The 25,689-nt window shown below is 72.9% G+C and carries 23 protein-coding genes and 1 other RNA gene; 9 read left to right on the forward strand and 15 right to left on the reverse strand.

Going from position 1 to position 25,689, the window contains the following annotated elements; translation table 11 throughout:
* The first annotated feature begins 113 nt into the window (after positions 1-113).
* Complete coding sequence (locus J2S43_RS01430) at positions 114-383, forward strand: DUF3311 domain-containing protein (protein WP_306826695.1); 270 nt, start codon at positions 114-116, stop codon at positions 381-383.
* Positions 380-2,017: a monocarboxylate uptake permease MctP gene (mctP, locus tag J2S43_RS01435; protein WP_306826697.1), complete on the forward strand. Its 1,638-nt coding sequence runs from the start codon at positions 380-382 to the stop codon at positions 2,015-2,017. Before J2S43_RS01430 ends, mctP begins: the two co-directional genes overlap by 4 nt.
* Positions 2,018-2,093: 76 nt before the next feature.
* Here mctP and rnpB read toward each other — a convergent pair.
* An RNA gene (rnpB, locus tag J2S43_RS01440) (RNase P RNA component class A) lies at positions 2,094-2,500 on the reverse strand.
* Positions 2,501-2,538: 38 nt separating this feature from the next.
* Entirely contained in the window at positions 2,539-3,003 is a 465-nt protein-coding gene (locus J2S43_RS01445; RefSeq protein ID WP_306826698.1) for a MarR family winged helix-turn-helix transcriptional regulator, read from the reverse strand.
* A gap of 164 nt (positions 3,004-3,167) precedes the next feature.
* On the opposite strand from J2S43_RS01445, the gene J2S43_RS01450 reads away from it, so the two are divergent.
* The 3 genes from J2S43_RS01450 (at position 3,168) to J2S43_RS01460 (ending at position 6,226) form a co-directional block, all read left to right on the forward strand.
* The gene (locus J2S43_RS01450; RefSeq protein ID WP_306826699.1) at positions 3,168-4,076 is read left to right on the forward strand and encodes a hypothetical protein; all 909 of its coding nucleotides are present in this window, start codon (positions 3,168-3,170) and stop codon (positions 4,074-4,076) included.
* A gap of 383 nt (positions 4,077-4,459) precedes the next feature.
* Positions 4,460-5,470 carry a phosphatidylinositol-specific phospholipase C gene (locus J2S43_RS01455; protein WP_306826701.1) on the forward strand — a complete coding sequence of 337 codons (1,011 nt, stop codon included), beginning with the start codon at positions 4,460-4,462 and terminating at the stop codon, positions 5,468-5,470.
* Positions 5,471-5,551: 81 nt separating this feature from the next.
* Complete coding sequence (locus tag J2S43_RS01460) at positions 5,552-6,226, forward strand: DUF2306 domain-containing protein (RefSeq protein ID WP_306826703.1); 675 nt, start codon at positions 5,552-5,554, stop codon at positions 6,224-6,226.
* Here the strand turns inward: J2S43_RS01460 and J2S43_RS01465 are convergent.
* From J2S43_RS01465 to J2S43_RS01485, 5 genes are all read right to left on the reverse strand, one after another.
* Complete coding sequence (locus tag J2S43_RS01465; RefSeq protein ID WP_306826705.1) at positions 6,206-6,994, reverse strand: inositol monophosphatase family protein; 789 nt, start codon at positions 6,992-6,994, stop codon at positions 6,206-6,208. The two genes, J2S43_RS01460 and J2S43_RS01465, sit on opposite strands and share 21 nt — an antisense overlap.
* 10 nt (positions 6,995-7,004) lie before the next feature.
* A complete protein-coding gene (locus tag J2S43_RS01470; RefSeq protein WP_306826706.1) occupies positions 7,005-8,129 on the reverse strand; it encodes an acyltransferase family protein in 1,125 nt (374 codons plus the stop codon).
* Between the two features lie 79 nt (positions 8,130-8,208).
* Positions 8,209-8,967, reverse strand: coding sequence for a class I SAM-dependent methyltransferase (locus J2S43_RS01475; RefSeq protein ID WP_306826707.1), 759 nt, complete (start codon positions 8,965-8,967; stop codon positions 8,209-8,211).
* Between the two features lie 10 nt (positions 8,968-8,977).
* Positions 8,978-9,754, reverse strand: coding sequence for a YqjF family protein (locus J2S43_RS01480; RefSeq protein WP_306826708.1), 777 nt, complete (start codon positions 9,752-9,754; stop codon positions 8,978-8,980).
* The gene (locus tag J2S43_RS01485) at positions 9,751-10,329 is read right to left on the reverse strand and encodes a TetR/AcrR family transcriptional regulator (protein WP_306826709.1); all 579 of its coding nucleotides are present in this window, start codon (positions 10,327-10,329) and stop codon (positions 9,751-9,753) included. The genes J2S43_RS01480 and J2S43_RS01485 overlap by 4 nt, the downstream gene beginning before the upstream one ends.
* Before the next feature lie 123 nt (positions 10,330-10,452).
* Between J2S43_RS01485 and J2S43_RS01490 the strand changes: the two genes are divergently transcribed.
* The gene (locus J2S43_RS01490) at positions 10,453-11,286 is read left to right on the forward strand and encodes an alpha/beta fold hydrolase (protein ID WP_306826710.1); all 834 of its coding nucleotides are present in this window, start codon (positions 10,453-10,455) and stop codon (positions 11,284-11,286) included.
* Between the two features lie 54 nt (positions 11,287-11,340).
* On the opposite strand, the gene J2S43_RS01495 is transcribed toward J2S43_RS01490, so the two are convergent.
* The 6 genes from J2S43_RS01495 to J2S43_RS01520 all read right to left on the reverse strand — a co-directional run bounded on the left by J2S43_RS01495 (position 11,341) and on the right by J2S43_RS01520 (position 18,495).
* Positions 11,341-11,643 (reverse strand): DUF3040 domain-containing protein, encoded by a 303-nt coding sequence (locus J2S43_RS01495; protein WP_306826711.1) that lies wholly within the window; start codon positions 11,641-11,643, stop codon positions 11,341-11,343.
* Positions 11,644-11,893: 250 nt separating this feature from the next.
* On the reverse strand, positions 11,894-14,266 hold the full coding sequence (locus J2S43_RS01500; RefSeq protein WP_306826712.1) for a hypothetical protein: 2,373 nt from the start codon (positions 14,264-14,266) through the stop codon (positions 11,894-11,896).
* Between the two features lie 189 nt (positions 14,267-14,455).
* The gene (locus J2S43_RS01505) at positions 14,456-14,782 is read right to left on the reverse strand and encodes a hypothetical protein (protein WP_306826713.1); all 327 of its coding nucleotides are present in this window, start codon (positions 14,780-14,782) and stop codon (positions 14,456-14,458) included.
* A gap of 50 nt (positions 14,783-14,832) precedes the next feature.
* Positions 14,833-15,669 carry a 3-methyl-2-oxobutanoate hydroxymethyltransferase gene (gene panB, locus J2S43_RS01510; RefSeq protein WP_306826714.1) on the reverse strand — a complete coding sequence of 279 codons (837 nt, stop codon included), beginning with the start codon at positions 15,667-15,669 and terminating at the stop codon, positions 14,833-14,835.
* Between the two features lie 181 nt (positions 15,670-15,850).
* Positions 15,851-17,641: an NAD+ synthase gene (locus J2S43_RS01515; RefSeq protein ID WP_370881578.1), complete on the reverse strand. Its 1,791-nt coding sequence runs from the start codon at positions 17,639-17,641 to the stop codon at positions 15,851-15,853.
* A 29-nt stretch (positions 17,642-17,670) separates the two neighbouring features.
* On the reverse strand, positions 17,671-18,495 hold the full coding sequence (locus J2S43_RS01520) for a hypothetical protein (protein WP_306826716.1): 825 nt from the start codon (positions 18,493-18,495) through the stop codon (positions 17,671-17,673).
* A gap of 264 nt (positions 18,496-18,759) precedes the next feature.
* Here J2S43_RS01520 and glnA point away from each other — a divergent pair, with 264 nt between their 5' ends.
* On the forward strand, positions 18,760-20,112 hold the full coding sequence (gene glnA, locus J2S43_RS01525; RefSeq protein WP_306826717.1) for a type I glutamate--ammonia ligase: 1,353 nt from the start codon (positions 18,760-18,762) through the stop codon (positions 20,110-20,112).
* A 165-nt stretch (positions 20,113-20,277) separates the two neighbouring features.
* Here the strand turns inward: glnA and J2S43_RS01530 are convergent, their stop codons facing one another.
* Together J2S43_RS01530 and J2S43_RS01535 are read right to left on the reverse strand one after the other, a co-directional pair.
* Entirely contained in the window at positions 20,278-21,018 is a 741-nt protein-coding gene (locus J2S43_RS01530; protein ID WP_306826718.1) for a hypothetical protein, read from the reverse strand.
* Complete coding sequence (locus J2S43_RS01535) at positions 21,015-21,623, reverse strand: RNA polymerase sigma factor (RefSeq protein WP_306826720.1); 609 nt, start codon at positions 21,621-21,623, stop codon at positions 21,015-21,017. Before J2S43_RS01535 ends, J2S43_RS01530 begins: the two co-directional genes overlap by 4 nt.
* A gap of 239 nt (positions 21,624-21,862) precedes the next feature.
* Between J2S43_RS01535 and J2S43_RS01540 the strand changes: the two genes are divergently transcribed.
* Complete coding sequence (locus tag J2S43_RS01540; RefSeq protein ID WP_306826721.1) at positions 21,863-22,612, forward strand: type 1 glutamine amidotransferase; 750 nt, start codon at positions 21,863-21,865, stop codon at positions 22,610-22,612.
* Positions 22,613-25,618 (forward strand): bifunctional [glutamine synthetase] adenylyltransferase/[glutamine synthetase]-adenylyl-L-tyrosine phosphorylase, encoded by a 3,006-nt coding sequence (locus J2S43_RS01545; protein ID WP_306826722.1) that lies wholly within the window; start codon positions 22,613-22,615, stop codon positions 25,616-25,618.
* The last annotated feature ends 71 nt before the right edge of the window (positions 25,619-25,689 follow it).

A 25,689-nucleotide genomic window follows, 5' to 3' on the forward strand; every position in this document is an offset into this window, starting at 1 on the left:
AGCCGTAATCTTCCCGTGGGTAGTCTCCCCGCGCCCGAGCGTGATCGTTGCACGGGGAGGCGGCGCGCTCCCGTCGCCTCCTGACGCACGCCATCTGCAGGAGGTAGCTACCCATGGCCGAGCCGACGACGCCCGACCCGGATATCCCGGACACTCAGGCCTCGGCGTCCGCGCCGGTCCAGGCCCGCAGCGATCGCAGCCCGTGGAACTGGCTGCTCATCGTGCCGATCCTGGTCCCGCTGACCACGCCGCTGTTCAACCACGACGACCCGCGTCTGCTGGGATTCCCGGTGTTCTACTGGCTGCAGCTGGCGTTCATCCTCCTCGGCGTCACCACCACCACGATCGTCTACCGGATGACCGGGCGGGGTGCGGGCCGATGAGCGACCACATCGTCCAGATCGTCGTCTTCAGCCTGCTGTTCCTGCTGGTCAGCGTGATGGGCTTCGTCGCGGCCCGGTGGCGGGCGCCGCAGGACCTCAACCACCTGGACGAGTGGGGCCTCGGCGGCCGCAACTTCGGCGGGTGGATCACCTGGTTCCTGGTCGGCGGCGACCTCTACACCGCGTACACGTTCGTGGCCGTTCCGGCGCTGCTGTTCGGCGCGGGCGCGGCCGAGTTCTTCGCGGTGCCGTACACGATCATCGTCTATCCGCTGGTGTTCCTGGTGCTGGTCCGGCTCTGGTCGGTGTCGCACCGGCACGGCTTCGTCACCCCGGCTGACTTCGTGCGCGCCCGGTTCGCGTCGCCGACGCTGGCGCTGCTGATCGCGATCACCGGCATCGCCGCGACCATGCCCTACATCGCGCTGCAACTGGTCGGCATCGAGGCGGTGCTCAAGACCATGGGCGTGACCGGCGACTCCGCGCTGGCCCGGCACGCGCCGATCATAGTGGCGTTCGCGATCCTGGCCGCCTACACCTATCAGTCGGGGCTGCGCGCGCCCGCGCTGATCGCGTTCGTCAAGGACACGCTGATCTACATAGTGATCATCGTGGCGGTGATCTACCTGCCCGCGAAGCTCGGCGGCTGGGGGAACATCTTCGACGCGGCCGAGGCCAAGTTCGCCGCGTCGCCCGCGCCCAACGACGGGATCACGCTCAACGCCAACAACCAGCTGCAGTACATCACGCTGGCGCTCGGCTCCGCGATGGCGCTGTTCCTCTACCCGCACTCGATCACCGGCGTGCTGGCCAGCCGCGACCGGGGCGTGATCAAACGGAACATGTCGGCGCTCCCGGCGTACAGCCTGCTGCTGGGTCTGATCGCTCTTCTGGGTTTCATGGCCATCGCGGCGCAGGTCAAGCCGCTGCCGGGCGCGCGCCAGGGCACGCTGGACACCAACACGGTCGTGCCGCTGCTGTTCGACCAGCAGTTCCCGGCCTGGTTCGCGGGCGTCGCGTTCGCGGCCGTCGGTATCGGCGCGCTGGTCCCCGCCGCGATCATGTCGATCGCCGCGGCGAACCTGTTCACCCGCAACATCTACAAGGAGTACCTGCGCAAGGACGCGACCCCGGCACAGGAGGCGAACGTCTCGAAGATCACCTCGCTGGTGGTCAAGGTCGGCGCGGTCGCCTGCATCGTCTTCCTCGACCCGCAGTTCAGCATCGACCTCCAGCTCATCGGCGGCGTCATCATCCTGCAGACGCTGCCCGCGGTCGCGCTCGGCCTCTACACCCGCTGGCTGCACCGCGGCGCGCTGATCGCGGGCTGGTTCGCCGGCATGGGCCTCGGCATGTGGATGCTCTACCAGATCCCGAACGCCGCCACCGGCCGCGCCCACTTCGGCGGGTCCGCGTTCCCGCTCCGGGAGTTCGGCTTCGACACGCCGATGACCATCTACGCCGGCCTGGTCGCGGTGGCGGTCAACCTGCTCGTCGCGGCGATCGCCACCCCGATCCTCCGCAGCATGAAGGTCGCCGAGGGCACCGACACCACCACCCGCGAGGACTACTTCGCCGACGCCACCCCACCGCCCCCGAAACCCGCCACCCCAGCCCCCACCGCCACGACGTAGCCACGTCTCCGCCGCCGCATCCCTGCGGCGGCGGGGCGCAGCCATCGTGGACCTCCGGCGGCACACGAGGAGGCGATGAGCGAGCCGGCGTGTACGCCGGATTCTGTGACCGGCGGCGTGAAGCCGCTGGTGGCGGTCATCCATCTAGGCCCGTCGTTGCCGGCGGGCTCGAGCGGCCTACCCGCAGGCTCGGGCGGGCAGCCCTCGAACGCCTGCGCAGGTCTCCGCCTTGCGGGGAGGCCCTTTTGGCCTTGCTCCGGGTGGGGTTTACCGAGCCACCCCGGTCGCCCGGGGTGCTGGTGGGCTCTTACCCCACCGTTTCACCCTTACCGCCACGCCTGCGCATGGCGGCGGTTTGTTTTCTGTGGCACTGTCCCGCGGGTCGCCCCGGGTTGCCGTTAGCAACCACCCTGCCCTGTGGAGTCCGGACGTTCCTCGGCGATGACTCCGGGGAGTCATCAACGCGACCGCCCGGCCGACTCGCTCATCGTAAGCAGCATCCTACAAACCGGCGGTGGCGCTCAGTTGCGCGCGGTGGGTTTGTGTGCGGAGAGTGACACGTTCAGGCGGTGCATGAGCGTGGCGAGGGCGGCGCGGTCGGTGGCGTTCCAGTCGGCCAGGATCTTGCCGTAGAGGTCACGGCGGGCGGCGCGGACGACGGTGACGCAGTGCAGGCCGTGGTCGGTGGGGGAGATCAGGGTGCCGCGGCCGTCGGACGGGTCGGGGGAGCGGGTGACCAGGCCGGCGCGTTGCATGGCGGAGACCTGGCGGGTGATGGTGGAGCCGTCGAGGTTGAGGCGGGCGGCGAGCGTGGAGACGTTCATCGGGCCGGACTCGGCGAGGTGGCGGAGGATCACGTAGGCGGCGCGGTCGAGGGCGCGGTACGGCTCGACCGGGGTGGCTCGCCGGGTGGCCTCGCCCATGCGCATGAGCAGCGCGATCTCGGTCTCGATGGTGCCGAGCACCTCGTCGCCACCGTCGTCCATCACATCATCCTGCCTGCGCGAGATCCTCGAGCCATCGTAGAGGTTCCTGGGACGTAGCTGTGAGGTCCGTCGCATCGGTCGAAGGGTTGATGGCTGCTCGGGTGTGTGCCCGGTCTCGTGGGTAAGGCAGTATCCGTCGCGCTGATATGGAGGTTGGTCCCGATATGCCCCACGAACTGGTCACCCACGCCCGCCACGAGGCTGCCTACCTGGGCGGCCAGGTCCGCGAACTCCTCGCCTGGTGGATGGGGATCAGTTTCGGTGGGCTGTCCGCGACGCTCGGGCTGATCGTCGCGCTGTGGCCGGCGACCGTGGACCTGTGGGGCGGTGTCTTCGTCGGCATGTGGCTGCTCGGCGTCGCGTTCTGCCGCGTCTCGGACCTGCTCACCGACCCGCGTGCCGCCACCCGCGCCCGGCGCCTCCCGGCCCGGGTCGCCACCGCGGTCGCGCTGGTCGGCGCGCTGGTGGTGCTGCGCGGCCTGATCGGCGCGGGCGCGCCGCTGGCGATCACGGTCACGGTCGTGCTGTCGCTGATCGCGGCCGCGGACGTGGCCACCGCGACCCGCCGCGGTCTCCGTAGCCGTGCCGGGGCCCGGGCCGCCGTCTATCTCCCGGCCGCGCTCGCGGCCGTCGCGGGTGCGCTCTCCGGTCAGCTGCCCGCGGCCACGGTCGCGGTGGCCGCGCTCGCGGTCGGCATCGTCGAGGCCGCGACGGCCGCGACCACCGGGATGAAGAGCCTTCGCTGGCACGCCGCGGCCCGGGACGCCGGACTGCTGACCGGCGAGATCCGCCCGTTCCGTGAGTCGCCCGCGGAGATCCTGCCCGAGTTCGAGACCGACCTCGCGGACGGCGCCGACGCGCCGGAGCCGCAGGCCGCCACCGCGGCCGAGACGGACGAGATCACCCCGCCGAAGGCGGACGAGCCGGACACCCGCGTCCCGGCGGTCACCGGCGGCACCCCGCTCAGCCGCCGCCCGGCCGGCACCACGCCGCGCTCCGCCGGCCGTCCCGCCGGCCGCGCCACCGTCAACCGGCCCGCGGTCGGCCGCGCCCGGGTCACCAACCAGGACTGACGACTGTGCGCGGGGTGACACCGCGCCCGATCGGAGACGAAAGGCCGAAAGCCGCTTTCCCGCTTCCGGCGTGGTGCGGCCCGTCTGCTCCCGCGGGCAAACCCGCGGCGGCCTCCGCCGCCGCTCCGGTCGCCGCGTCGGAGCCGGATCCATGTGGTCATCGAAGAGCACGCGAGTGCCGCGGCGGGCGCTTCTCTGCCGCGTCCGGAGAACGCTGCCCGGCGTACCACTTCTGGTGGCTGTTGATCGGCTCTGGTCTTCTCGCGGCCGGCTTCACGGTCAGGAGGAATTCGTGAAGGATATTCCCGAGCGTTGATGCCGCGGCATCCGGGCGGGCCACGGTGGAGGCCGAGACACGCCCAACCCCTCGGAGGCCGGCAGACATGGTGCGACGGATACTGACCCTCGGTGTCACGGCGGTGCTGGCCGCCACCGGCACGCTGGTCCTGCAGAGTCCCGCGTCCGCGGCGGACGCGTCCTACCGGACGTTGCGCAGCACGAGCAACCCGGACTGGATGGCCGCGGTGCCGGACGGGGCCAGCGTCGCCGCGATGTCGATCCCGGGCACGCACGAGACGCTCTCGATCCACGGTGGCACGTGGACGCAGACCCAGGAGAACCACGGCGACAGCGGTGCCACGCTGGCCGCGCAGCTCGACGCCGGCATCCGGGTGATCGACGTGCGGGCGCGGGTGAACGGCGGGAACACGTTCACGATCCACCACGGCGCCACGTACCAGAACGCGAACTTCGACGACGTGCTGACCGTGCTCGGCACGTTCCTCGGCGCGCACCCGGGCGAGACCGTGATCATGCGGTTCAAGCACGAGTGCACCGGGCAGACCGGCTCGTGCACGGACGCGTCCGGCCAGCTCGCGTTCCCGGACATCTTCGACCGGTACCGGGACGCGCGCCCCGGCCTGTTCTGGACGCCGTCGGTGACCCGGTCCGCGGCCGCGGCCACGCCGGCGCTCGCCACGGTGCGTGGCAAGGTGGTGCTGGCGGTGATGCACGGCCCGTTCGGCGGGCGCTACCACCAGTACGGGCTGTCCCAGTTCACCGCGGAGTGGGGCGACGGCTCGTCCACCTACGTGCAGGACGAGTACACCGTGCCGAACGTGGGCGCGATCGCCACCAAGCGCGACCAGGTGCGCCGCCACCTGGACCGGACCCATGTGGGCGACCGCACGAAGATGTACGTCAACTTCACCAGCGGTGCCAGCGTGTTCGCCACGCCGGACGCGGTAGCCGGCGGCGCGTGGGGCGTCCAGGGCGTGAACCCGTTCCTGCTGGGCTACCTGCGCGAGGACCGGGTCGACCGGGCCGGCATGGTCCTGATGGACTTCCCCGGCGGCGGCCTGATCTCGGAGATCATCGCGCTGAACCGGGGATAGGCAGTCGTTGCCGACGCGCGGGCACGTGCGGGCGCCGCAGTATCGACCCGTTGATCATCGGGAAGACATGGGAGTTCGCACGTGACCGCTGTAACGATGTCCCGGGAGGCCCGGCGCCGCTGGTGGTGGTTCCTGTGGAGTCTCCTGACCCTGTCGGCGCTCGGCATCGCGGGCTACTTCGTGCCGCCGTACATGGTGGGTGGCACGACCGTGCCGGGGCTGGACATGACCATCCCCGGGTACTACGTCAGCCTGGTGATCCACGCGTTGCCGGCCGGGATGGCGCTGGTCATCGGGCCGTTCCAGTTCGTGACGCGGCTGCGCTTTCCGCGGGCGCATCGGATCGCCGGCCGGGTCTACCTGATCTCGGTGCTGGTCGCGGCGCTGGCGGGGACGTACTCCGCCGTGGTCTCGCCGAGCGGCCTGTCGCTGCAGACCGCGTTCTTCATGCTGATCGCGGCCTGGATCTACACGGGCGTGATGGCGTACCGGACGATCCGCCGGGGTGAGGTGCAACTGCACCGGATCTGGATGATCCGCAACTACGCGCTCACCTTCGCCGCGGTGATGCTGCGGCTGTACCAGCTGATGCTGCTGCCGTTCATGGACGTGATGGAGTGGGAGTATTCGCAGATCTACGCGGCCAGTGCGTGGGCGTCGCTGTTCGGCAACGCGATCATCGCGGAGTACTTCATCATCCAGCGCATGCTGGCGCCGCTGGCCCGCCGCAAGCGGTCAGAGCAGCCCGCGCAGTAGCGGCAGCAGCCGGTCGGCCAGCGCCGGCGCGCAGGCGATCGTGGCGGCCGAACGGACCGTGTGCTCGCTGCCGTCCCGGTCGAAGATCCGGGCGCCGGCCGACCGGGCGATCGCGGTGCCGGCCGACGTGTCCCACGGCTTGTTGGACATCATCACCAGCGCGTCCAGCCGGCCGGCGGCGAGCCACGCCAGGTCGGTGGCGGCGGTGCCGAGCATGCGAATCCGCTGCACGCGCGGGACCAGCGTCTCCAGGATGGCGAAGCGCTCCCGGTTCTTCGCGTCCGCGTCCTCGCCGACCGCGAAGTCGCCGATCGCGACCAGCGCCTCCGGCAGCGCGGACACCTCGCCGGCCCGGATCGCGGTGCCGTCGCAGAACGCGCCCGCGGCCGGCGAGGCCCAGTAGCGGTTGCCGAGGAACGGCAGGTCGATCACGCCGAGCACGGAACGATCGCCGTCGATTAGACCGAGCGACACCGCGCACAGCGGCGAGCCGTGCACGAAGTTGACCGTGCCGTCGACCGGATCGAGCGACCAGGTCAGGCCGCCGTCGCCGGCTCGCGCGCCCTCCTCCTCACCCAGAAAACCGACGCCGGGGGTACGGTCCGCGAGGAACGCCCGGACCCGCTGCTCGATCGCGAGGTCGACCTCGGACGCCATGTCCCGGTCGCCCTTCGCGGTGAGCACGCCGGGCAGCATCGTGCGCATCATGTCGCGGGCGAGGTCCACGGCCTCGTGAGCGGCCGGGAGCAGCGAGTCGATGTCGGGCATGTGGTTGATCTTAGGCGTGGGTGGTGGCAGCCGGGCCGGGCACGGTGGCCGGGACCGGGTGCTCGTAGCGGCGGACCAGTGCCACGAGGCCGGCCAGCACCAGCGCGAGCACCGGGTACCAGGCGAGGCGCGCGGCCACCCAGCCGGCGTCGACCGGTGCGTCGCCGAGGCCGGGCAGCGTGCCGAGTCGGCGGGCGACCTCGGAGACGCCGGCCAGCGCCACGTGGTGCCAGCAGAACACGCTCATCGCGCTCAGGTTGAGCACGGTCACCGCGGCCCAGACCCGGGGCCGGCGCAGGATCCGCTCGATCCGGTCGCGCAGCAGCAGCGCGGCGCCGGCCTGGATCGCGGCCAGCGCCGGGACCAGCAGCGACGGCGGGTTGGAGTTGGAGCGGGCGGCGCCGGGCACGCTGACGACGCTCACCGGGTAGTCCAGCACCGAGATCAGGACCACGAACGCCGCCAGACCCCCGGCGAGCAGGCCGGCCGCGACCCGCCGGTCGACGCGCCCCGAGGACCAGGAGATCCCCAGCTGGTACGCGAAGCACCAGGCCGGCAGCACGCTGAGGTATCCGGCCGCGGCCGGCACGTCGACCGGGCCGAAGCGCAGCAGGTCCACCGCGGCCACGGCGGCGGCGAACGCCAGTACCGCGCGCAGGCCGGCGCGCCGGTCGAGCCGGAGCAGGTACGGCGTGAGCGCGGTGATCACCGCGTACACCGCCATGAACCACAGCGGCTGCACGAACAGCACCACGGTGTTCCACGCGGTGCCGGCGCCGATCACGCCGAGCAGGTGCAGCGGCGGCAGCGCCACGGCCAGGATCGCCGACGCGGCCGCGACCGGGCGGCCGATCCGCCACAGCCGGCGGCGCACCCACTCGGGGTCCGTCTCGCCGCGCTCCCGCGCCCGGAGCAGACCCCGCGCGCTCGTGTAGCCGCCGACCAGGAAGAACAGCCCCAGCATCTGCAGGAACCAGGTGGCCGGCTGCAACCACTCCAGGTGCCGCAGCGGACTGTCGATCCGCAGGTCACCGGCCGGCGTCGCGACCAGCGCGCCGACCAGCCAGTGCCCGCCGACCACGCCCAGAATGGCCAGGGCGCGAAGTCCGTCGATGTATCGGTCCCGCTGTCGCATGGTGTCGACGCTATGGGCGGGGCCGAGGAGGATCGATGGAGCTGGCACCCTGATCCGGGGTAGGGAGAACCCCCGAAGCTCAGCGCACGCCGGCGACCGCGGCGTCCTGGGCGCCGCGCCAGATCAGGCCGGCCTCGGTGAAGCCGGCGTCGCGCAGTGCCTGGACGTGCCAGGACGCCGGCGGCAGCCACTCCTGGTGGTGGTCGGCCGCGAAGATCCGGTCGCGCTCCTCGACCAGCGGCGCCAGCGTCGGGTCCGTCTTCGCGTGCTCCCACCAGGCGGCCCAGGAGAGCACGGCGCCGGCCGCGTAGCGCGCCTCGCGGCGGGCGTCGGCGCGGTCGCCGAGGCGCTTGGACAGCCCGGGCAGGCCGTCGTCCGGCATGTGGTCCGCGTTGACCAGGATGCCACCCGGGCGCAGCACGGTACGGATCTCCGCGTACAGCTCGGCCAGCCGCTCCGGCGACAGCCAGTGCAGCGCGGTCGCGACCAGCACCGCGTCGTAGTCGCGGTGCGGCAGCGGGGCGGACCACTCCGGCGTGAGCAGGTCGGCCGTGACCACGGTGGACCGCTCGTCCAGCGTGGCGCGCGCGATGGTCAGCGTGACCGGGTCCAGGTCGAGCAGCGTGGTGTTCGCCTGCGGGAAGCGGCGCTGGGCGCGCAGCGAGATGGAACCGGTGCCACCGGCCAGGTCGAGGAGGCGCGGTGCCGGCCACTCGGTGACCGCCTCCACCGCGTCCAGCATCGCGGCGAACCGCTCCTCACGGTCCGGCATGTAGGCCTCTTGCTGCCTGTCCCAGCTCTCCTGCCAGGCCGGACCATTGAACGTGTAAGGAGTCATACCGATCAGACTAGTTACCGTTCGGGGTCCTGTCGATACGGTGCGGAAGCCCGCTGAGTATCCTGTTCGGCCAGCCGAAGCGCACCGGTACACCCGGTGAATAGAGCACGCTGACCGGCGCGCCGCCCGGTGCCGGGAGGCCGGCCGCCGTGACCAGCTCGTCGTCGAGTTCCAGCAGTTCGGCGCGGTGTAACGGCCACCGCGGATGCACGTTCGGGATGTGCAGCGTGCGGCCGAACGCCTCCACGTGCAGGCCCCACCGCGCGCTCAGGAAGTGCTCCAGCGGCGTCGGCTCCGCGATCGGCGCACCGGCCCGCACCACCATCCGGCTCTCCGGGCGGCCGGGGCCGGGCCAGCGGCGGCGGTTGAGATAGGTGAACACGTCGCCGTCGCGGCGCAGCGACATCCGCGACCACTTGTAGGGCAGCCCGAAGCCGAGCCGCGCGACCAGCACCGGGATCAGCCGGGCCGCGTCCAGCGAGCGGAACACCACGGCGCGCCGGCCGGCGCCGTCGACCGAGTAGAGCCGCACGTTCGTCTCGCAGAACGTGCCGAGGTACGGGACGCCGGGTCCGTTGACCGGCCCGACGCCGACCATCCGGAAGCCGATCAGCCCGACGTACGCGACGCCGTCCAGCGTGTCCGGCCGGGTGCCCGCCGGCAGGAACGGCTGCACCACGTCCGGCTCGACCGGCCAGTGCAGGAACGACAGGTCGTGCCAGCTCTGCACCATCAGCGAGCGGCGCACCGCGCGCGGGCTGGTCGGGGTTACGTCTTCGATCGTCATGCGCGATCCTCTCCCAGTGCGGCGTCGATCAGCGTGACCGCGGCCGCGCGCGCGTGCCCGGCAGCCTCGTTCGTGCCGGCGATCGCAGCCGTGGTCTGCGCGCCCTCGGCCAGGATGGCCAGCTGCGGGGCCAGCCACGCCGGTGCGCACGCCGCCGCGCACAGCTCCGCCACGCGGCCCTGGAACCCGGCCTTGTGCTCGCGGACGATCTCCGCCACGCGGGGCGAGACCGTGCCCAGCTCGCCGAAGGTGTTGATGAAGACGCAGCCGCGGAAGTCGTCCTCGTCGAACCAGCGGGCCAGCATGTCGTAGAGCGCGAGCAACTGGGCGCGCGGTGTCGGCGCGCCGGCGACCGCGTCCTCGACGAAGGAGGTCCACACCTGGTGCCGGCGTCGCAGCACCGCCTCGACGATCGTCTCCTTCGCCGGGAACAGCCTGTAAAGGCGCTTGAGCGGCACGCCCGCCTCGGCGCGCAGCGCGTCCATGCCGACGGCCTGGATGCCGCGGGCGTTGTAGAGGCGGTCGGCGGCGTCCAGCACCCGGGCCCGGATCTCGTCGTCGGTCGGAGCAGTCATGTTCCCTCCATGGTCCGTGACGGTCCTCACCCGAGTTTCGGTGGCGGCTGAGAACGGTCGTTCTCTAGAGTAGCCGGTGAGCGGAGAACGGTCGTTCTCCGCCAGAGAGCAGTGGAGGCAGAGATGCCGTACATCACCGTCGGTTCCGAGAACAGCACCAACGTCGACCTCTACTACGAGGACCACGGCGCAGGACAGCCGGTCGTGCTCATCCACGGTTACCCGCTCGACGGCCACTCCTGGGAGAAGCAGTCCGCGGCGCTGATCGAGGCCGGCTACCGGGTCATCACGTACGACCGCCGCGGCTTCGGCCGGTCCAGCCAGCCCACCACCGGGTACGACTACGACACGTTCGCCGCGGACCTGAACACGGTGCTGGAGACGCTCGACCTGAACGACGTGGTCCTGGCCGGCTTCTCGATGGGCACCGGCGAGGTCGGCCGCTACCTGGGCCGCTACGGCTCGGGCCGGGTCGCGAAGGCCGCGTTCCTCGCCTCGCTGGAGCCGTTCCTGCTCAAGACGGACGACAACCCGGCCGGCGTGCCGGGGGAGGTCTTCGAGGGCATCCGCGCGGCCGTGACGGCGGACCGGTACCGGTACTTCACGGACTTCTACCGCGACTTCTACAACACGGACGAGAACCTCGGTACCCGGCTCTCCGAGGAGGCGCTGCGCAACAGCTGGAACGTGGCGGCCGGCGCGTCCTGGTACGCGTCCGGCGCGGTCGTCCCGAGCTGGCTCACCGACTTCCGCGAGGACATCCCGAAGATCGACGTCCCGGCGCTGATCCTGCACGGCACGGCGGACCGGATCCTGCCGATCGACGCGACCGCGCGGGAGTTCCGCAAGCGGCTGCCGGAGGCGACCTACGTGGAGATCGAGGGCGCGCCGCACGGTCTGCTCTGGACGCACGCCGACGAGGTCAACGAGGCGCTGCTCGCGTTCCTGCGCTCCTGACCGCATGACGAGGGGGGTACGGCACACACGCCCGTACCCCCCTCGGGTTGTGCTCTAAGCGGTTTTTGCCCTGCGGAACGGGCGGCGCAGCACCAGCGCGGTGCCCGCCACGAACGCCAGACCGGCGATCAGCGCCGGCACCAGCCCGCCGGCGACCCCGATGATCGGCACGACCGCCCACATGAGCGCGATGCCGGCCAGGGCGACGATGCCCGGGCGATTGCCACGCGTGGCTCGCATCCGCGCCACGAAGGCCGGATCCGTGAGGACCAGATGTTCCTCGATCTCGGTGAGCCGGCGGTTGTCCTCCTGACTGAGCATGCTGGCCGCCTTTCCCTGTTGCGCCGTCCCGACCATCCCGACACGTTCTTGACGGCGGAACGGTTGGGCCTCGATACCCCACTGTGTCGCAGATCATGCTGTTAGCGCCAACGCGGTGCACATCGCGCAAGCCGGGGCGTGGAGTCGACTCTGTCATCCGATGGGGTGGCTTCGTCGCCGGATGCCGGGACTCGGCCCGCGACGACCCGTCCGCCTCTACCGTGGAGGTGTTCCGGCTATTCGCGCGAATCGGTAGCGCATGGCCGCTTTGCGGTGCACAGTGATCTCATGAGCGACAGTGTCGGCCGCTTCTTCTGGTGCATACAGCACAACCGGGTCGAAACCGAACCGGATCTGTGCCCTGCCAAACACCGAATCGGCCCCTTCGCCTCCGCGGACGACGCCTCGCACGCCCTGGAGAAGGTCCAGGAGCGCAACGAGGCGTGGGAGGCCGAGGACGCACGCTGGACGGGGGAGCGTTAGGGCCCCCAGCGGCATCCGGAACGTGCCGTAACGAAAGACCGCGCCGATACGAGGTATCGGGCGCGATGGCGCATGCACAAAAGTCCCAGGGAGGACCGACCATGGCCGCAGCGAGAAAGCCCACCAGGGCCTCGGCCACCACGTCTTCGCGATCGGCCCGCGCCCGGGACGCCGATCCTTCCACCGGCTCCCCGTCCGCCGAGGGCGCGGCTGCGGCGCGGCCGGCCAGGGCGTCCAGGGCCGCGGGATCGCGTCCCGCGAAGTCGTCGAACCGCTCCGAGGGTACGGCCGGGAGCGCGCCGAACGGTGCGATCTCGATGGGGCCGGGCGCGGCGGCGGCCTCGATGCCGCCGTCCGGCGAGGCGCCGGAGCAGGCCGGGATGCCGATCGTGCCGATGGAGCCGGGTGAGTCGGGAGCCGCGAGGGCGGCGGACGATCGCACGGCACCGGCGACCGGCATGGCCCAGATGCCGTCGATCACGGACGCGGCCATGATGCCGGACCCGGACCCGATCGAGGTGGGCCTGCCGACGGCGCCGGCGATGGGGCGCGCCGAGCGGGTGCCGGCGACGCCGAGGACGAAGTCACGCGGTCGCGCCGCGTCCGATGATTCCGCCGGTTCTGGCGCTTCCGGTGCCCTCGGTGCCGTTGACCCGCGGGGGCCGGCCGGCGTCGGGATGTCGCACGGTGCCACCGCGCCTGGGCGAAATATGCGTAAAAATGGTAATAAAGCGGGAGGCCGCATCGGATCGGCCGGCGATGTGGAAGCGGTCGAGGCCGGGATCGAGGCCACCGCCACCGCGCGGCAGGCGGCCGAGCGGGCCGCGAACACCGCAGCGACCGCAGCCGCGAAGGCCCGATCCGCGGCGACGAAGATGAGGTCCGCGGCCCGGAAGGCCGCGGACGTCGCCGACGATCTCGACACCGTGACCTCCCGGTCGGCGACCGGATCCACCGCCCGTCCCTCCCGCACCAGGACTTCAGCGGCCGCGTTCGGCGCGGACGACGTGGACTCGGCCATGGCGAAGTCCCGGTCCGGTGCGAGGTCGCCCGGGGCCAAGGCCGCCGCCTTCACCGCCGGAGACGTGGAGACCGCGAAGGCGCGGCGGACGGCCGGCGGCCGGGTGGCGACAGTGACGAATGCGGGGCGCTCGGCCACTGATGCGCCCCGCGCCAGCGCTGCAAGGGCGACCAGGAACGCCGGTACCGCCGCCGTCGACGTGACCGGCGCCAGGACGGGGCGGAGCGCTGACACCGCCACCGACGCGACCAGCACCAGGGCTGCGAAAGCGACCAAGAAGGTCTCTGCCGGCGCCACGGCCACGAAGGCGGTCAGGTCCGCCGGAGCCGGTATCGGCGTGGGGCGGGCGGCCGTGGCCGCCGATATGGCCGGTACCAGGACGAAGGGCGCCGGCGCAGGCCGGACGGCACCGGCGGCCGGCACGGCGGGCGTGAAGGGCGCGAAGGCGGTCAAGACCGCCGCCACCGGGGCCGGCGTTGGCCGGACGGCCGCAGCCGCCGACTCGGCCGGGGGCAGGCCGGCGAAGGCGGCCAGGGCCACGGGCGTGAGCACGGCGGCACCAGCGGCCGGCGCGGCGGGCATCAGGGCGGCGAAAGCGAGCAGGCCGGCGGGGGCCGGTATCGGTGTGCGGCGGTCGGCCGCGGCCACCGATGCGGCCGGGACCCCGGTGACCGAGGCAGTCGGCGAGGGCGGGAAGCGATCGGCGGCCGGCACGGCGGGGGCGAGGGGCACGAAGGCGGTCAGGTCCGCCGGCGCCGGTACCGGTGCAGGGCGTGCGGCCGCCACCGCGAACGCGGCCGGGAGCCGGGCGGCGAAAGCGGTCAAGGCCACCGGCGCGGGCAGGGCGACGACACCGGCGGTCAACAGGGCGGGTGCCGGGGCGGCGTCATCGGCGGCCAACACGGCGGGTGCCAGGGCGGCGAAGGCGGTCAAGGCCACCGGCGTGGGCAGGGCGACGACACCGGCGGTCAACAGGGCGGGTGCCGGGGCGGCGAAGGCGGGGAAGACGGCGGGAGCCGGAACCGGTGCGGGCCGTGCGGCCGCGGCCGCGAACGCGGCAGGTGTCCGAGCCACGAAGTCCGGCAGGACGGCCGCGACGGGCTTCGGCGCCGGGCCGGCGACATCGGCGGCCAACGCGGCCGGAACCAGGGCCACGCCGGCGGTCAGGTCCGCTGCCGCGAGGCGGGCGACACCGGCGGCTCAGTCCGCTGTCGCGAGGCGGGCCGTGCCGGCGGCTCAGTCCGCTGCCGCGAAGCGGGCCGTGCCGACGGTGAAGTCTGTTGCTGGGAAGCGGGCCGTGCCGGCGGTGAAGTCTGTTGCTGGGAAGCGGGCTGCACCGGCGGCTCAGTCTGCCGCGCCGAAGCGGGCCGTGCCGGTGGGGAGGACTGCTGCCGTGAAGCCGGCCACGTCCGCCGTGGGCACATCGAACAAGGCCGCGCAACGTCCGGCCGCTACCAGGCCGGCCGCGGCCCGCAAGCCCGCGACGGCGGGCACCGCTCCGGCCGCGAAGGCGACCACCCGGACCGCGCCGGCGACGGCCAAAAAGGCCGTTACCAGCGGGAACGTGGCGTCGAAGTCGGCCCGGCCGGTCGCGGCCAAGGTCACGCGGGCCGCCGCGGGCGGGACGGCTCCCGCCGTCACGGCCGCGCCCGCGCGCGGCCGGCCGGCCAAGGCCTGACGATTTGCCGGCTCAGGGCCTCGCGGCCCTGAGCCGGTAACCGTCAGCTGAACGTGTGCTCGCCCGCCGGGAACTCGCCGCCCCGCACCTCCTCCGCGAACGCGCGGGTCGCGCGGGCCAGCTCGCCCGCCAGGTCGGCGTAGCGCTTGACGAAGCGTGGCGCCTTGCCGGTGCGCAGGCCGGCCATGTCCTGCCAGACCAGCACCTGCGCGTCCGTGTCCGGGCCGGCGCCGATGCCCACGGTCGGGATGTCCAGCTCGTGCGTGACGCGCTTGGCGACCTCGCCCGGCACCATCTCCAGGACCACCGCGAACGCGCCCGCCTCGGCGACCGCGCGCGCGTCGGCGAGCAGCCGGTCCGCGTCGTCGCCGCGGCCCTGGACGCGGTAGCCGCCGATCACGTGCTCGCTCTGCGGGGTGAACCCGATGTGCGCCATCACCGGGATGCCGGCACCGGTGATCGCCGCTATCTGCGCGGCGACGCGGGTGCCGCCCTCCAGCTTGACCGCCTGGGCGCCGCCCTCCTTCATGAACCGCACCGCGGTGCGCAGCGCCTGCGTCGGACCCTCCTCGTAGGAGCCGAACGGCAGGTCCGCGACGACCAGCGGGCCGCTGGTCGCGCGCACCACGGCCCGGACCAGCGGAAGCAGGTCGTCGACCGTGACCGGGACGGTGGTCTCGTACCCGAAGACGTTGTTGGCGGCGGAGTCGCCGACCAGCAGCACCGGGATGCCGGCCTGGTCGAAGATCGCGGCGGTGTACTGGTCGTACGAGGTCAGCATGGGCCAGCGCTCGCCGCGCTGCTTGGCGGCGGCGAGGTCGCGCGTGCGGATGCGGCGGCTGGCGGCGATGCCGTACAACGTGGGGATTTCCTCGGTCATCGGAATTCTCCTCTCACCTCGAGGCCGCGCTCGCGGTCCCCGGGCTCCTAGCGGAATCGTCCCACCGGGAGCGCCGGGTCCGGAGAGGTAGTGGAAGATTTCACACAGGTTACGAACTCAATCGATGTCGCTGCGCTGGCCGGAAGAGCCGCTCTCGGCGTTCGGCGAGATCGGCCGACCGCTAGGAGCGTTCGCGGAACCGGTTGGTGATCGGCAGGCGTCGATCCCGGCCGAACGCCTTGATCGAGATCTTGGTGCCGGGTGCGGACTGGCGGCGCTTGTACTCCGCGATGTCGACCAGCCGCAGCGTGCGGTCCACCACCTCGGGGTCGTGGCCGGCCGCGACCAGGCCGTCCCGGCCCAGGTCGCCGTCGACGTAGCCGGTCAGGATCGCGTCCAGCACCTCGTAGTCCGGCAGCGAGTCCGAGTCGAGCTGACCCGGGCGCAGCTCCGCGCTCGGCGGCTTGGAGATCGAGTTCTCCGGGATCGGCGGCGTCTCGCCGCGGCGCAGCGCCTCCTCGTTGCGCCAGCGCGCCAGCTTCCAGACCAGCGTCTTCGGCACGTCCTTGATCGGGTTGAAGCCGCCGACCGAGTCGCCGTAGAGCGTGGAGTAGCCGACCGCGAGCTCGCTCTTGTTGCCTGTGGTCAGCACCAGGTGGCCCTCCTGGTTGGAGAGCGCCATCAGCGTGATGCCGCGCACCCGGGCCTGCAGGTTCTCCACCGCGAGCCCGGAGAGCGTGAGGTTGGCCAGGAACGCGTCCACCATCGGCGCGATCGGCTGCACCCGGTAGTCCACGCCCTGCCGTTTCGCCAGGTCGGCCGCGTCGTCCCGGGAGTGCTCCGAGCTGTACTCACTGGGCATCGAGACGCCGGCCACGCGCCGCCCGCCGAGCGCGTCGACCGCGATCGTGGCGACCACGGCCGAGTCGATGCCGCCGGAGAGGCCCAGCACGACGGACTTGAACCCGTTCTTCTCCACGTAGTCGCGCAGGCCCAGCACCAGCGCCCGCCAGATCTCCTCCTCGGCCGTGCACCGGTCCACGATGCCGCCGGTCAGCCCGGCGGACGGGAGCGTGGGCAGCGCGTCCGAGACGTGCGCGCGGGCGATTCCCATGGCGCCGGCTGTCGCCGGAAGATCAGGACCACCTGGGGGTACGTCGAGGTCGTGCACCAGCATCGTCTCGGTGAACTGCGGCGCGCGGGCCAGCAGCGTGCCGTCCGTGGCCACGATCATCGAGTCGCCGTCGAAGACCAGCTCGTCCTGGCCGCCGATCATGTTGACGTAGGCGACGGTCGCGCCCGCCTCGGCGGCCCGGCGCTGCACGAGTGGCAGCCGCACGTCGTCCTTGTCCAGCTCGTACGGCGAGCCGTTGATGTTGACGACCAGCCCGACGCCGGCCTCCCGTGCGGCCGCGAACGGGCCACCGGCCTGCCAGATGTCCTCGCAGATGGTCAGCGCCACGTCCACGCCGCCGACCCGCACCACCGTGAGGTCGGAGCCGGCGACGAAGTAGCGGTCCTCGTCGAAGACGCCGTAGTTCGGCAGGTGGTGCTTGTAGTAGCGGGCGACGACCGCGCCGCCGTGCAGCACGGCGGCCGCGTTGCGCGGTCCCCGGCCGGGCGTGGCGTCCGCGCGGATCCGGGCCGGTCCGTCCGAGTCCAGGTAGCCCACGATCACCGGCAGGTCGCCGAGGCCGTCCTCGGCCAGCTCGGCCGCGAGCGCGTCGAGCGCGGCGCGGGACGCGGCCACGAACGACTCGCGGTAGACCAGGTCCTCGACCGGGTAGCCGGTCAGCATCATCTCCGGGAACGCGACCAGGTGAGCACCGGAGCCGGCGGCGGCGCGCGTCCAGCGGCGCACCAGGGCGGCGTTTCCCGGTATGTCACCGACGGTCGGGTTCACCTGGGCAAGCGCGAGTCGCAACGTGGGCATGTGCTCATCTTTCCCTGCCGGACCCCGGTAGCGCCGCATTCGGGAGTGTTAACCGGGCCACGTTCGACTCAGTCCGAGTCAATCAGGTCCTCGATCAGTTCCATCTTGTCGACCGCGAGGTCCAGCGTCGGGTCCGCGTCCCCGGAGTCGACCGTCCCCTCCGGGCCGACCGTGCGCAGCACGGAGAGCATCTGCCCGACCCGGCCGACCGCGAGGTATCCGGTCAGCACCCGGTCCCCGCCGACCGCGGTGATCCGCACCGCGTACGCGCCGTCCGCGCCGCCGCTGGCCACCTCCAGCTCGTGCAGCGAGACCGTGGCGAGCGTGCCGTCCTCCAGCGTGGTCTCGAACGTCCGGCAGTCCGCGACCGAGGTGCGGATCGCGTCGTACGCGGCGGCGGCGCCGTCGTCCGCGAAGCGCGACAGCGTCTGCCGCAACCGGGGCAGCAGCGGCAGGGCCGGCGCGCTCCCACCCGTACCCCCGGATGGGTTGAGGTCCGTCGTGGCTTGATCGGTGAGCTCGTGGCCGGTCGGGACCAGCTCCCACGGCGCGTCGAACAGCGTGCGGCAGCGCTCGGCGCGCGGGACCGGTGCGTCCGGCACGGAAGGTTCCGGAGCGGGCTCGGTCGCGTCCGGCGTGCGGGAGGGCGCCGGTGGCGTCGGCGCGGGCGTGAAGCGGTCGCCCAGGTCGGTGCGGGAGAGCAGCGCGCGGGTCAGCTCGGGCTGGTTGCCGGTGAGCGGCGTGCCCGGCCGGGTGGTCGTGGCGGCGCGCGGCGGCGGTCGCTCGTCGACGTGCACGCCCATCACGTTCAGCGCCAGCAGGACGGCGGCGAGCAGCAGGCCGAGCAGTAGCCCGCCGGCGACCGTCAGGGGCCGCCCACCCAGGTGTCGCATGTGCGCTCCCTCCGTCCGATTGGTACCAACGCCTACGAACCAGACAGGTTGCGCGCGCGGCCGGGATATCGGCATGTTCGATCGCGGCGTAACACGTACGAAACCGAACCGGGAGACACTGGCGCCGCTGAGCGCGGGTGGGGTTTGCACCGTGCGCCAGGCCCTCCGGCCTAGGTGGGCGTAAGGTCTCCATCAGGCGGTCGGCACCCCATATCCGGCGGCCGTTGGGGACACACAGGCACGTCGTTGCGAGGGGTTAAAGAGGTGGACCGACAGCAGGAGTTCGTGCTCCGCACGCTGGAAGAGCGCGACATCCGATTCGTCCGGCTCTGGTTCACGGATGTGCTGGGCACGCTGAAGAGCGTCTCGGTCGCGCCGGCCGAGCTGGAGTCCGCCTTCGAGGAGGGCATCGGCTTCGACGGCTCGGCGATCGAGGGCTTCGCCCGCGTCTTCGAGTCCGACATGGTCGCCATGCCGGACCCGACCACGTTCCAGGTGTTCCCGTTCGAGGGCGGCGTCAGCGGCGAGAGCGCGCGGATGTTCTGCGACATCCTGCTCCCCGACGGCAGCCCGTCCTGGGCCGACCCGCGCCACGTGCTGCGCCGCATGCTCTCCAAGGCCGCGGAGAAGGGCTTCACCTTCTACACGCACCCGGAGATCGAGTTCTTCCTGCTGGAGAACGGGCCGCTGGACGGCTCGGTCCCCACGCCGGTCGACACCGGCGGCTACTTCGAGCACACCACGCACGCGGTCGCACGGGACTTCCGCCGCCAGGCCGTGCTCGCGCTGGAGCGGCTCGGCATCTCCGTCGAGTTCAGCCACCACGAGGTCGCGCCCGGCCAGCAGGAGATCGACCTGCGGTACGCGGACGCCCTCACCACGGCCGACAACATCATGACGTTCCGGCACGTGATCAAGGAGGTGGCGCTCTCGCACGGCGTGCGCGCCACGTTCATGCCGAAGCCGTTCACCGACCAGCCCGGCAGCGGCATGCACACCCACCTGTCGCTGATGGAGGGCGAGCGCAACGTCTTCCACGACGCCAGCGACCCGATGAAGCTCTCCAAGGTGGCGAAGGCGTTCATCGCCGGCCTGCTGGTGCACGCCCGGGAATACACGGCCGTCACCAACCAGTGGGTCAACTCGTACAAGCGGCTCTTCCCGCAGCAGCTGCCGAACCAGATCACCGAATCCCCGGCGTACGTGTGCTGGGGCCACCTCAACCGCTCCGCGCTGGTCCGCGTCCCGGCCTACGGCAAGCCCAACTCGGCCCGCGTCGAGATCCGCTCGCTGGACTCGGCCGTCAACCCGTACCTCGGCTTCGCGGTCATGCTCGGTGCCGGCCTCAAGGGCATCGAGGAGGGGTACGAGCTGCCCCCGGGCGCCGAGGACGACGTGTGGTCACTCTCCAACGACGAGCGCAAGGCGATGGGCTACGAGTCGCTCCCGGAGAACCTGTCCGAGGCGGTCGAGGCGATGGCCGGCTCCGAGCTGGTCGCCGAGGTCCTCGGCGAGCACGTCTTTGACTTCTTCCTCCGCAACAAACGCAGCGAGTGGGAGCAGTACCGGCGCGAGGTCACGCCGTACGAGCGCCAGCGCTACCTCGGCGCGCTGTAACTCCCGTCGTCACCGAGCCCCGGACCCCGCGGTCCGGGGCTCGTGTCATGCGTACGCTCCGGGCGCCGTCCCGCGGGCGGGGTTAGGGTCGCCCGCGGGACGGCTGTCATTGCGGCGACCGGCGGGGGTGAACGCTGCCGCGGTCCACCCCCGCCGGCGCCGGAGCTACCCCCGCGGCGGGGGTTTGGGGGCCGGCGAGACGCTGGGAGGCGTGCTCGGCTCGCCGCCGGGGTAGCCGTTCCACTCGCTGTCGCGAGAGTCGGTCGGGTCGGTCGAGGGCTGCCACCGGTCGCGCCGCCGGTCGTCGCAGAACCGGCCGACCCGGTCGCTGCCGCCCGCGTCGCGGACCAGGTCGTGGTAGCGGGAGTCGCGCAGCGCCCGGTCCCGCTGCCGGTCGTCCATGCCACCGAGCTCGCGGCAGAGCTGGCCGGGGCCGGGCGTGCTCCGGTCCGGGGTCCGGCGCCCGGCCGACGGCGAGGACTCCGGCGCGGCGAGCGGTGCGACCGGCACGGCCGGCGCGGCGGCCGGGGTGCCGGACGGGGTCGCGGAGGGCAGCGGGCGCATGGTCTGTGTCCAGGCGGGTGCCGGCGCGGGCCGGGACGCACTCTCGTCGGGCGACGGCGCGGCCACGGTGGCCAGCGCGACGCTGCCCACGCCGGCCGCGGCCACCAGCCCGAACGTGGCGATCTTCGCGGTCAGCACCCGGGTGATCACGTCGCGGAGCGCGGAGCGGCGGCGGGCCGGTGGCGGCGCGGCGAGCGCGGCCCGGAACGCGGCCAGCGCGGCGGCCTCGCCGGGCATTTCCCGGTCGGTCGCGGCGGGCGCGGAGGCGGCGGCGAGCAGCGCGTCCAGGCGGGATCTCTCCTGCCGCGGAAACGCCGTCGGGTCCATCTTCTCTCCGCTCATCTCACCTCCCTCAGCGCCGGGGCGGGCGAATGTGTCACCCGCGGCACCGCGCGGGTCGCCGGCGCGAGGCGCTCGGCCAGCGTCTTCAGCCCGCGGTAGGCCGCGGTGCGCACCGCGCCGGCCCGCTTGCCGAGGATCCGCCCGGTCGCCTTCGCGTCCAGCCCGATCACCACGCGCAGCATCACGGCCTCGGCCTGGTCGCGGGGGAGCGAGGCGATCAGCGCGACCGCGGCCTCCGTGTCGAGCAGTTCGAGTGCCCGGTCCGCCGCGTCCTCGCCGGTGGTCAGCCGCGGCTCGGGCAGCGCCTCGACCGGCAGCGCGGCGACCGGGCGGCGGCGCTGCGCGCGCAGACTGTCCATGGCGCGATGCCGGGCGATGGTGGCGGTCCAGCCGCGGAAGCCGTCCCAGTCGCCGGAGAAGCCGGCCAGGTCGCGCGCGATCTGCAGCCACGCCTCCGAGGCCACGTCCTCGGCGTCGTCGCCGGCCAGCACGCGCAGGTAGCGCAACAGCACCGGTTGCTGGACGCGGTAGAGCAGCCGGAACGCGTCCTCGTCGCCGGACTGCGCGGCGCGCAGCGCGACGTCGAGGTCCTCCGGTTGCTGCATCCAACGACCTCCACGCCTGAGATGTCCGCTGCCGAGAGGCGGGCTGAAGGCCCCTCAAGTCACAGCGCCGGACGGCGGAAAAGTGTTACAGCGCGAAGGACTCCTCGTCGAGTGCGGTCGTCCCCAGCTGCCACGTGAGGCGCCGGGAGTGGCGCCGGGCCGGAGGAGCGCAGCGACGACCATAAGCTCAGCGACGACCAGAGACAGAGAAATCGTGCAAAAACAGATAGCCTCGATGCGTGGGTACGGCGCTGGTGGTGGAGAACGATCCCGCGGACGACGTCCGGCGACTCGGTGAGTGGCTGACCGAGGCGGGCCTGACGCTCGAGATCCGTCGGCCGCACGCGGGCGACGAGCTGCCGGAGACGCTGGACGGCTACGCCGCGCTGGTCGTGCTCGGCGGCGAGCAGCACGCCTATCCGCCCGGCGCGCCGTGGTTCCCCCGGCTGGAGAGCCTGCTGCGCAAGGCCGTGCGATACCGGACGCCGACGCTCGCGGTGTGCCTCGGCGCGCAGTTGCTCGCCACCGCGCACAACGGCACCGTGGCTCGCAGCACGTCCGGCCCGGAGATCGGCCCGGCGCTGGTCGGCCGCCGGGACGCCGCCGACACCGACCCCCTCTTCCGGTACGTGCCGCTGCTGCCGGACGTGCTGCAGTGGCACGTCGACGAGATCACCGAGTTGCCGCACGGCGCGGTGCTGCTGGCCGCGTCCACCCGCTTTCCGCACCAGGCGTTCCGGCTCGGCGACCGGGCCTGGGGCGTGCAGTTCCACATCGAGTGCGACGCCGACATGATCGCCCGCTGGGCCGCCACCGACGACGGGCTGCTGGCCGACCTCGGCTACGCACCGCAGGACGTGGTGGACGCCTGCGTGGCCGGGCTCGCCGACGTGGAGGAGATCTGGCAGCCGTTCGCGGCCCGGTTCGCCGCGCTCGCGCTCGGCACGCTCTCCGGAGCCGGCCGCTCGCTGCCGCTGCTGGGTCAGTAGATGACCCGCCCGACCGGCGCCCGCCTGGCGCGCTACGGCTTCACGCTGACCGGTGCCGGGCCGAAGGCCGCCGAGCTGCTCGGCGACCTCGGCCTCTGGGACGCACAGGCCCAGGAGCCGGCCGACGAGCTCGCCGGCGAGCTGCTCACCGTGCTGTCCCGGACCGCCGACCCGAACCTCGCGCTTCGCCAGCTGCACCGCGTCGTGGAGGCGAACCCCGCTCCGGAACCACCGCCCGCCCCGCCGGAGGGCCGGCTGCGCCGGGTGATGCACCTGCACCGGCACCACGAGGAGCCGGCCGACGAGAGCCTGCTCGGCACGCTGCGCCGGGACCGGGGTCTGACCCGGCGGCTGTTCGCGGTGCTCGGCGCGGCCAGCCCGCTCGGCGACGACCTGGTCGCGGACCCTGGCCGGTGGCGGGTGCTGTGCACGGAGAAGAACGGCGTCGCCCCGGCCGCGGACGGCACGCTCGACCTGGAGGGCGCGCTGACCGTGGCGGCGCTGCGCCGGGCGTACCGTGTCGGGCTCTTGAAGATCGCCGCCGCGGATCTGACGGCGGGCCGCGGTCTGGAGCAGACGATGGCCGCGCTCACCGCGCTGGCCGACGCGACGATGGCCGCCGCGTTCGACATGGCGGTGTCGGAGCTGGCCGCGGAGAAACCGTCGCTCGCCGTGATCGCGATGGGCAAGTGCGGCGCGACCGAGCTGAACTACGTCTCCGACGTCGACGTGATCTTCGTGTGCCGGGGCGACGAGGACCTGTCCGCCGGCACCACGGTCGCGGCCCGGCTGATCGAGATCTGCGGCCAGGTCGCCTGGCAGGTCGATGCCGCGCTGCGGCCGGAGGGCGGCCGTGGCCCGCTGGTCCGCACGCTCGCCAGCCACCTCGCCTACTACCACCGCTGGGCGCGCACCTGGGAGTTCCAGGCGCTGCTCAAGGCGCGGGTCGCGGTCGGCGACCGGGAGCTGGGCGAGGAGTGGCTCGCCCAGCTCGCGCCGCTGATCTGGCACGCGGCCGAGCGCCCGGAGGCGGTCGACGACATCCGCAAGATGCGCCGCCGGATCATCGACCAGGTCCCGCCGAAGCAGAAGGACCGGGAGATCAAACGCGGCCCCGGCGGCCTGCGCGACATCGAGTTCGCGGTGCAGCTGCTGCAGCTGGTGCACGGCCGGGTGGACGAGTCGTTGCGCGTCGGTGGCACGGTCCCGGCGCTGCGCGCGCTGGTCAACGGCGGCTACGTGGGCCGGCAGGACGGCGAGACGCTGCTGCGCGGCTACCGGTTCCTGCGCGCGGTCGAGCACCGCCTGCAACTGCAACAGCTGAGCCGCACGCACACCGTGCCGGACGGCGCGGACGCGCAGCGCTGGCTGGCCCAGTCGCTCGGCTACGCGCCGCTGCCCGGCAGGGACGTGGTCGAGGCGTTCCGCGCGGACTGGGTCGCGCACGCGGCCGGCGTCCGCCGCCTGCACGCCAAGCTGCTCTACCGGCCGCTGCTGGAGTCCGTCGCGCGGGTGCCCGCGGAACAGCTGCGGATGTACCCGGAGTCGGCCCGCCGCCGCCTCCAGGTGCTCGGCTACGCCGACCCGGCCGGCGCGCTGCGGCACATCGAGGCGCTCACCGGCGGCCTGTCCCGGACCGCGTCGATCCAGCGCACGCTGCTGCCGGTGCTGCTGGAGGAGCTGGCCGACGCGCCCGAGCCGGACCGCGGGCTGCTCAGCTACCGCCAGCTCTCCGACCAGCTCGGCAGCGCCCCGTGGTACCTCCGGCTGCTCCGCGACGAGGGCCCGGTCGTGCGCCGCCTCGCCCGCCTGCTCGGCCTCTCCCGGTACGCGGCCGACCTGCTCGCCCGCGACCCGGAGGCGCTGCGCCTGCTCGCCGACGACGCCGAACTCACGCCGCGCGACCGGGACGTGCTCGAGCCCGGCTTCGCCGCCGCGGCCACACGCCACCTCGCGCCCGCCGACCCCACCCAGGCCATCGGCGCCGTGCGCGCGCTGCGCCGCCGCGAACTGCTGCGTCTCGCCTGCGCGGACATCCTGGTCAACGCGGAGGACCTGGCACCGGCCAAGCCCGCCGGCATGCTCGACATAGCGCGCGGCCTGTCCGCGGTCACCGACGCCACGCTGGCCGCCGCCGTGCGGGTCGCCCGCGACGTGCACAAGGTCCCGGCCGGCCTGCGGTTCACCGTGATCGGCATGGGCCGGCTCGGCGGCGACGAGATGAGCTACTCCTCGGACGCGGACGTGCTGTTCGTCTTCGACGGTGGGGACGCCGCCGCCGCCCACGCGGTCGCGGAGGAACTGCGCCGGCTGCTCGGCATGCCCGCGCACGACCCGCCGCTCGGCATCGACGCGGACCTGCGCCCGGAGGGACGGCAGGGACCGCTGGTGCGCAGCCTCGCCGCGTACCGCTCCTACTACGACCGCTGGTCGAAGATCTGGGAGGCGCAGGCGTTGCTCCGCGCCCGGCTCGTCTGCGGCGACTCCGAGCTCGGCGCCGAGTTCCTCGCGCTCGCGGACACGCTGCGCTACCCGGACGGCGGGCTCAGCCGCGAGCAGGTCACCGAGATCCGCCGGATCAAGGCGCGGGTGGAGAACGAGCGGCTGCCGCGCGGCGCCGACCCGGCCACCCACACCAAGCTCGGCCGCGGCGGCCTCGCGGACGTCGAATGGGCGGTGCAGCTGCTCCAGCTGCGGCACGCGCACGCGGTCCCCGGGCTGCGCTCCACCCGGACGCTGGACGCGCTGGACGCGGCCCACGACGCCGGTCTGGTCGACGCGGCGGACACGGCCGCGCTGCGGGCCGGCTGGACGCTCGCGGCCGAGGTGCGCAACGCGCTCACGCTGGTCCGCGGCCGGCCCACCGACCAGCTGCCCCGGCACGGCCCGGAGCTGGCCGGCGTGGTCCAGATGCTCGGCGCGAGCGATCCGCAGGAGTTCGTCGACGAGTACCTGCGCACCACCCGGCGGGCGCGCGCGGCCACCGAGCGAGTGTTGGATTCGTGACCAGTGTCGAACCTCATGGCGGTCCGGTGAGCCGGGCGACGGTGGCTTAGCCTGTCTGGCGGCAACGCCGA

The sequence above is a fragment of the Catenuloplanes nepalensis genome (assembly GCF_030811575.1).
GTDB classification, from domain to species: domain Bacteria; phylum Actinomycetota; class Actinomycetes; order Mycobacteriales; family Micromonosporaceae; genus Catenuloplanes; species Catenuloplanes nepalensis.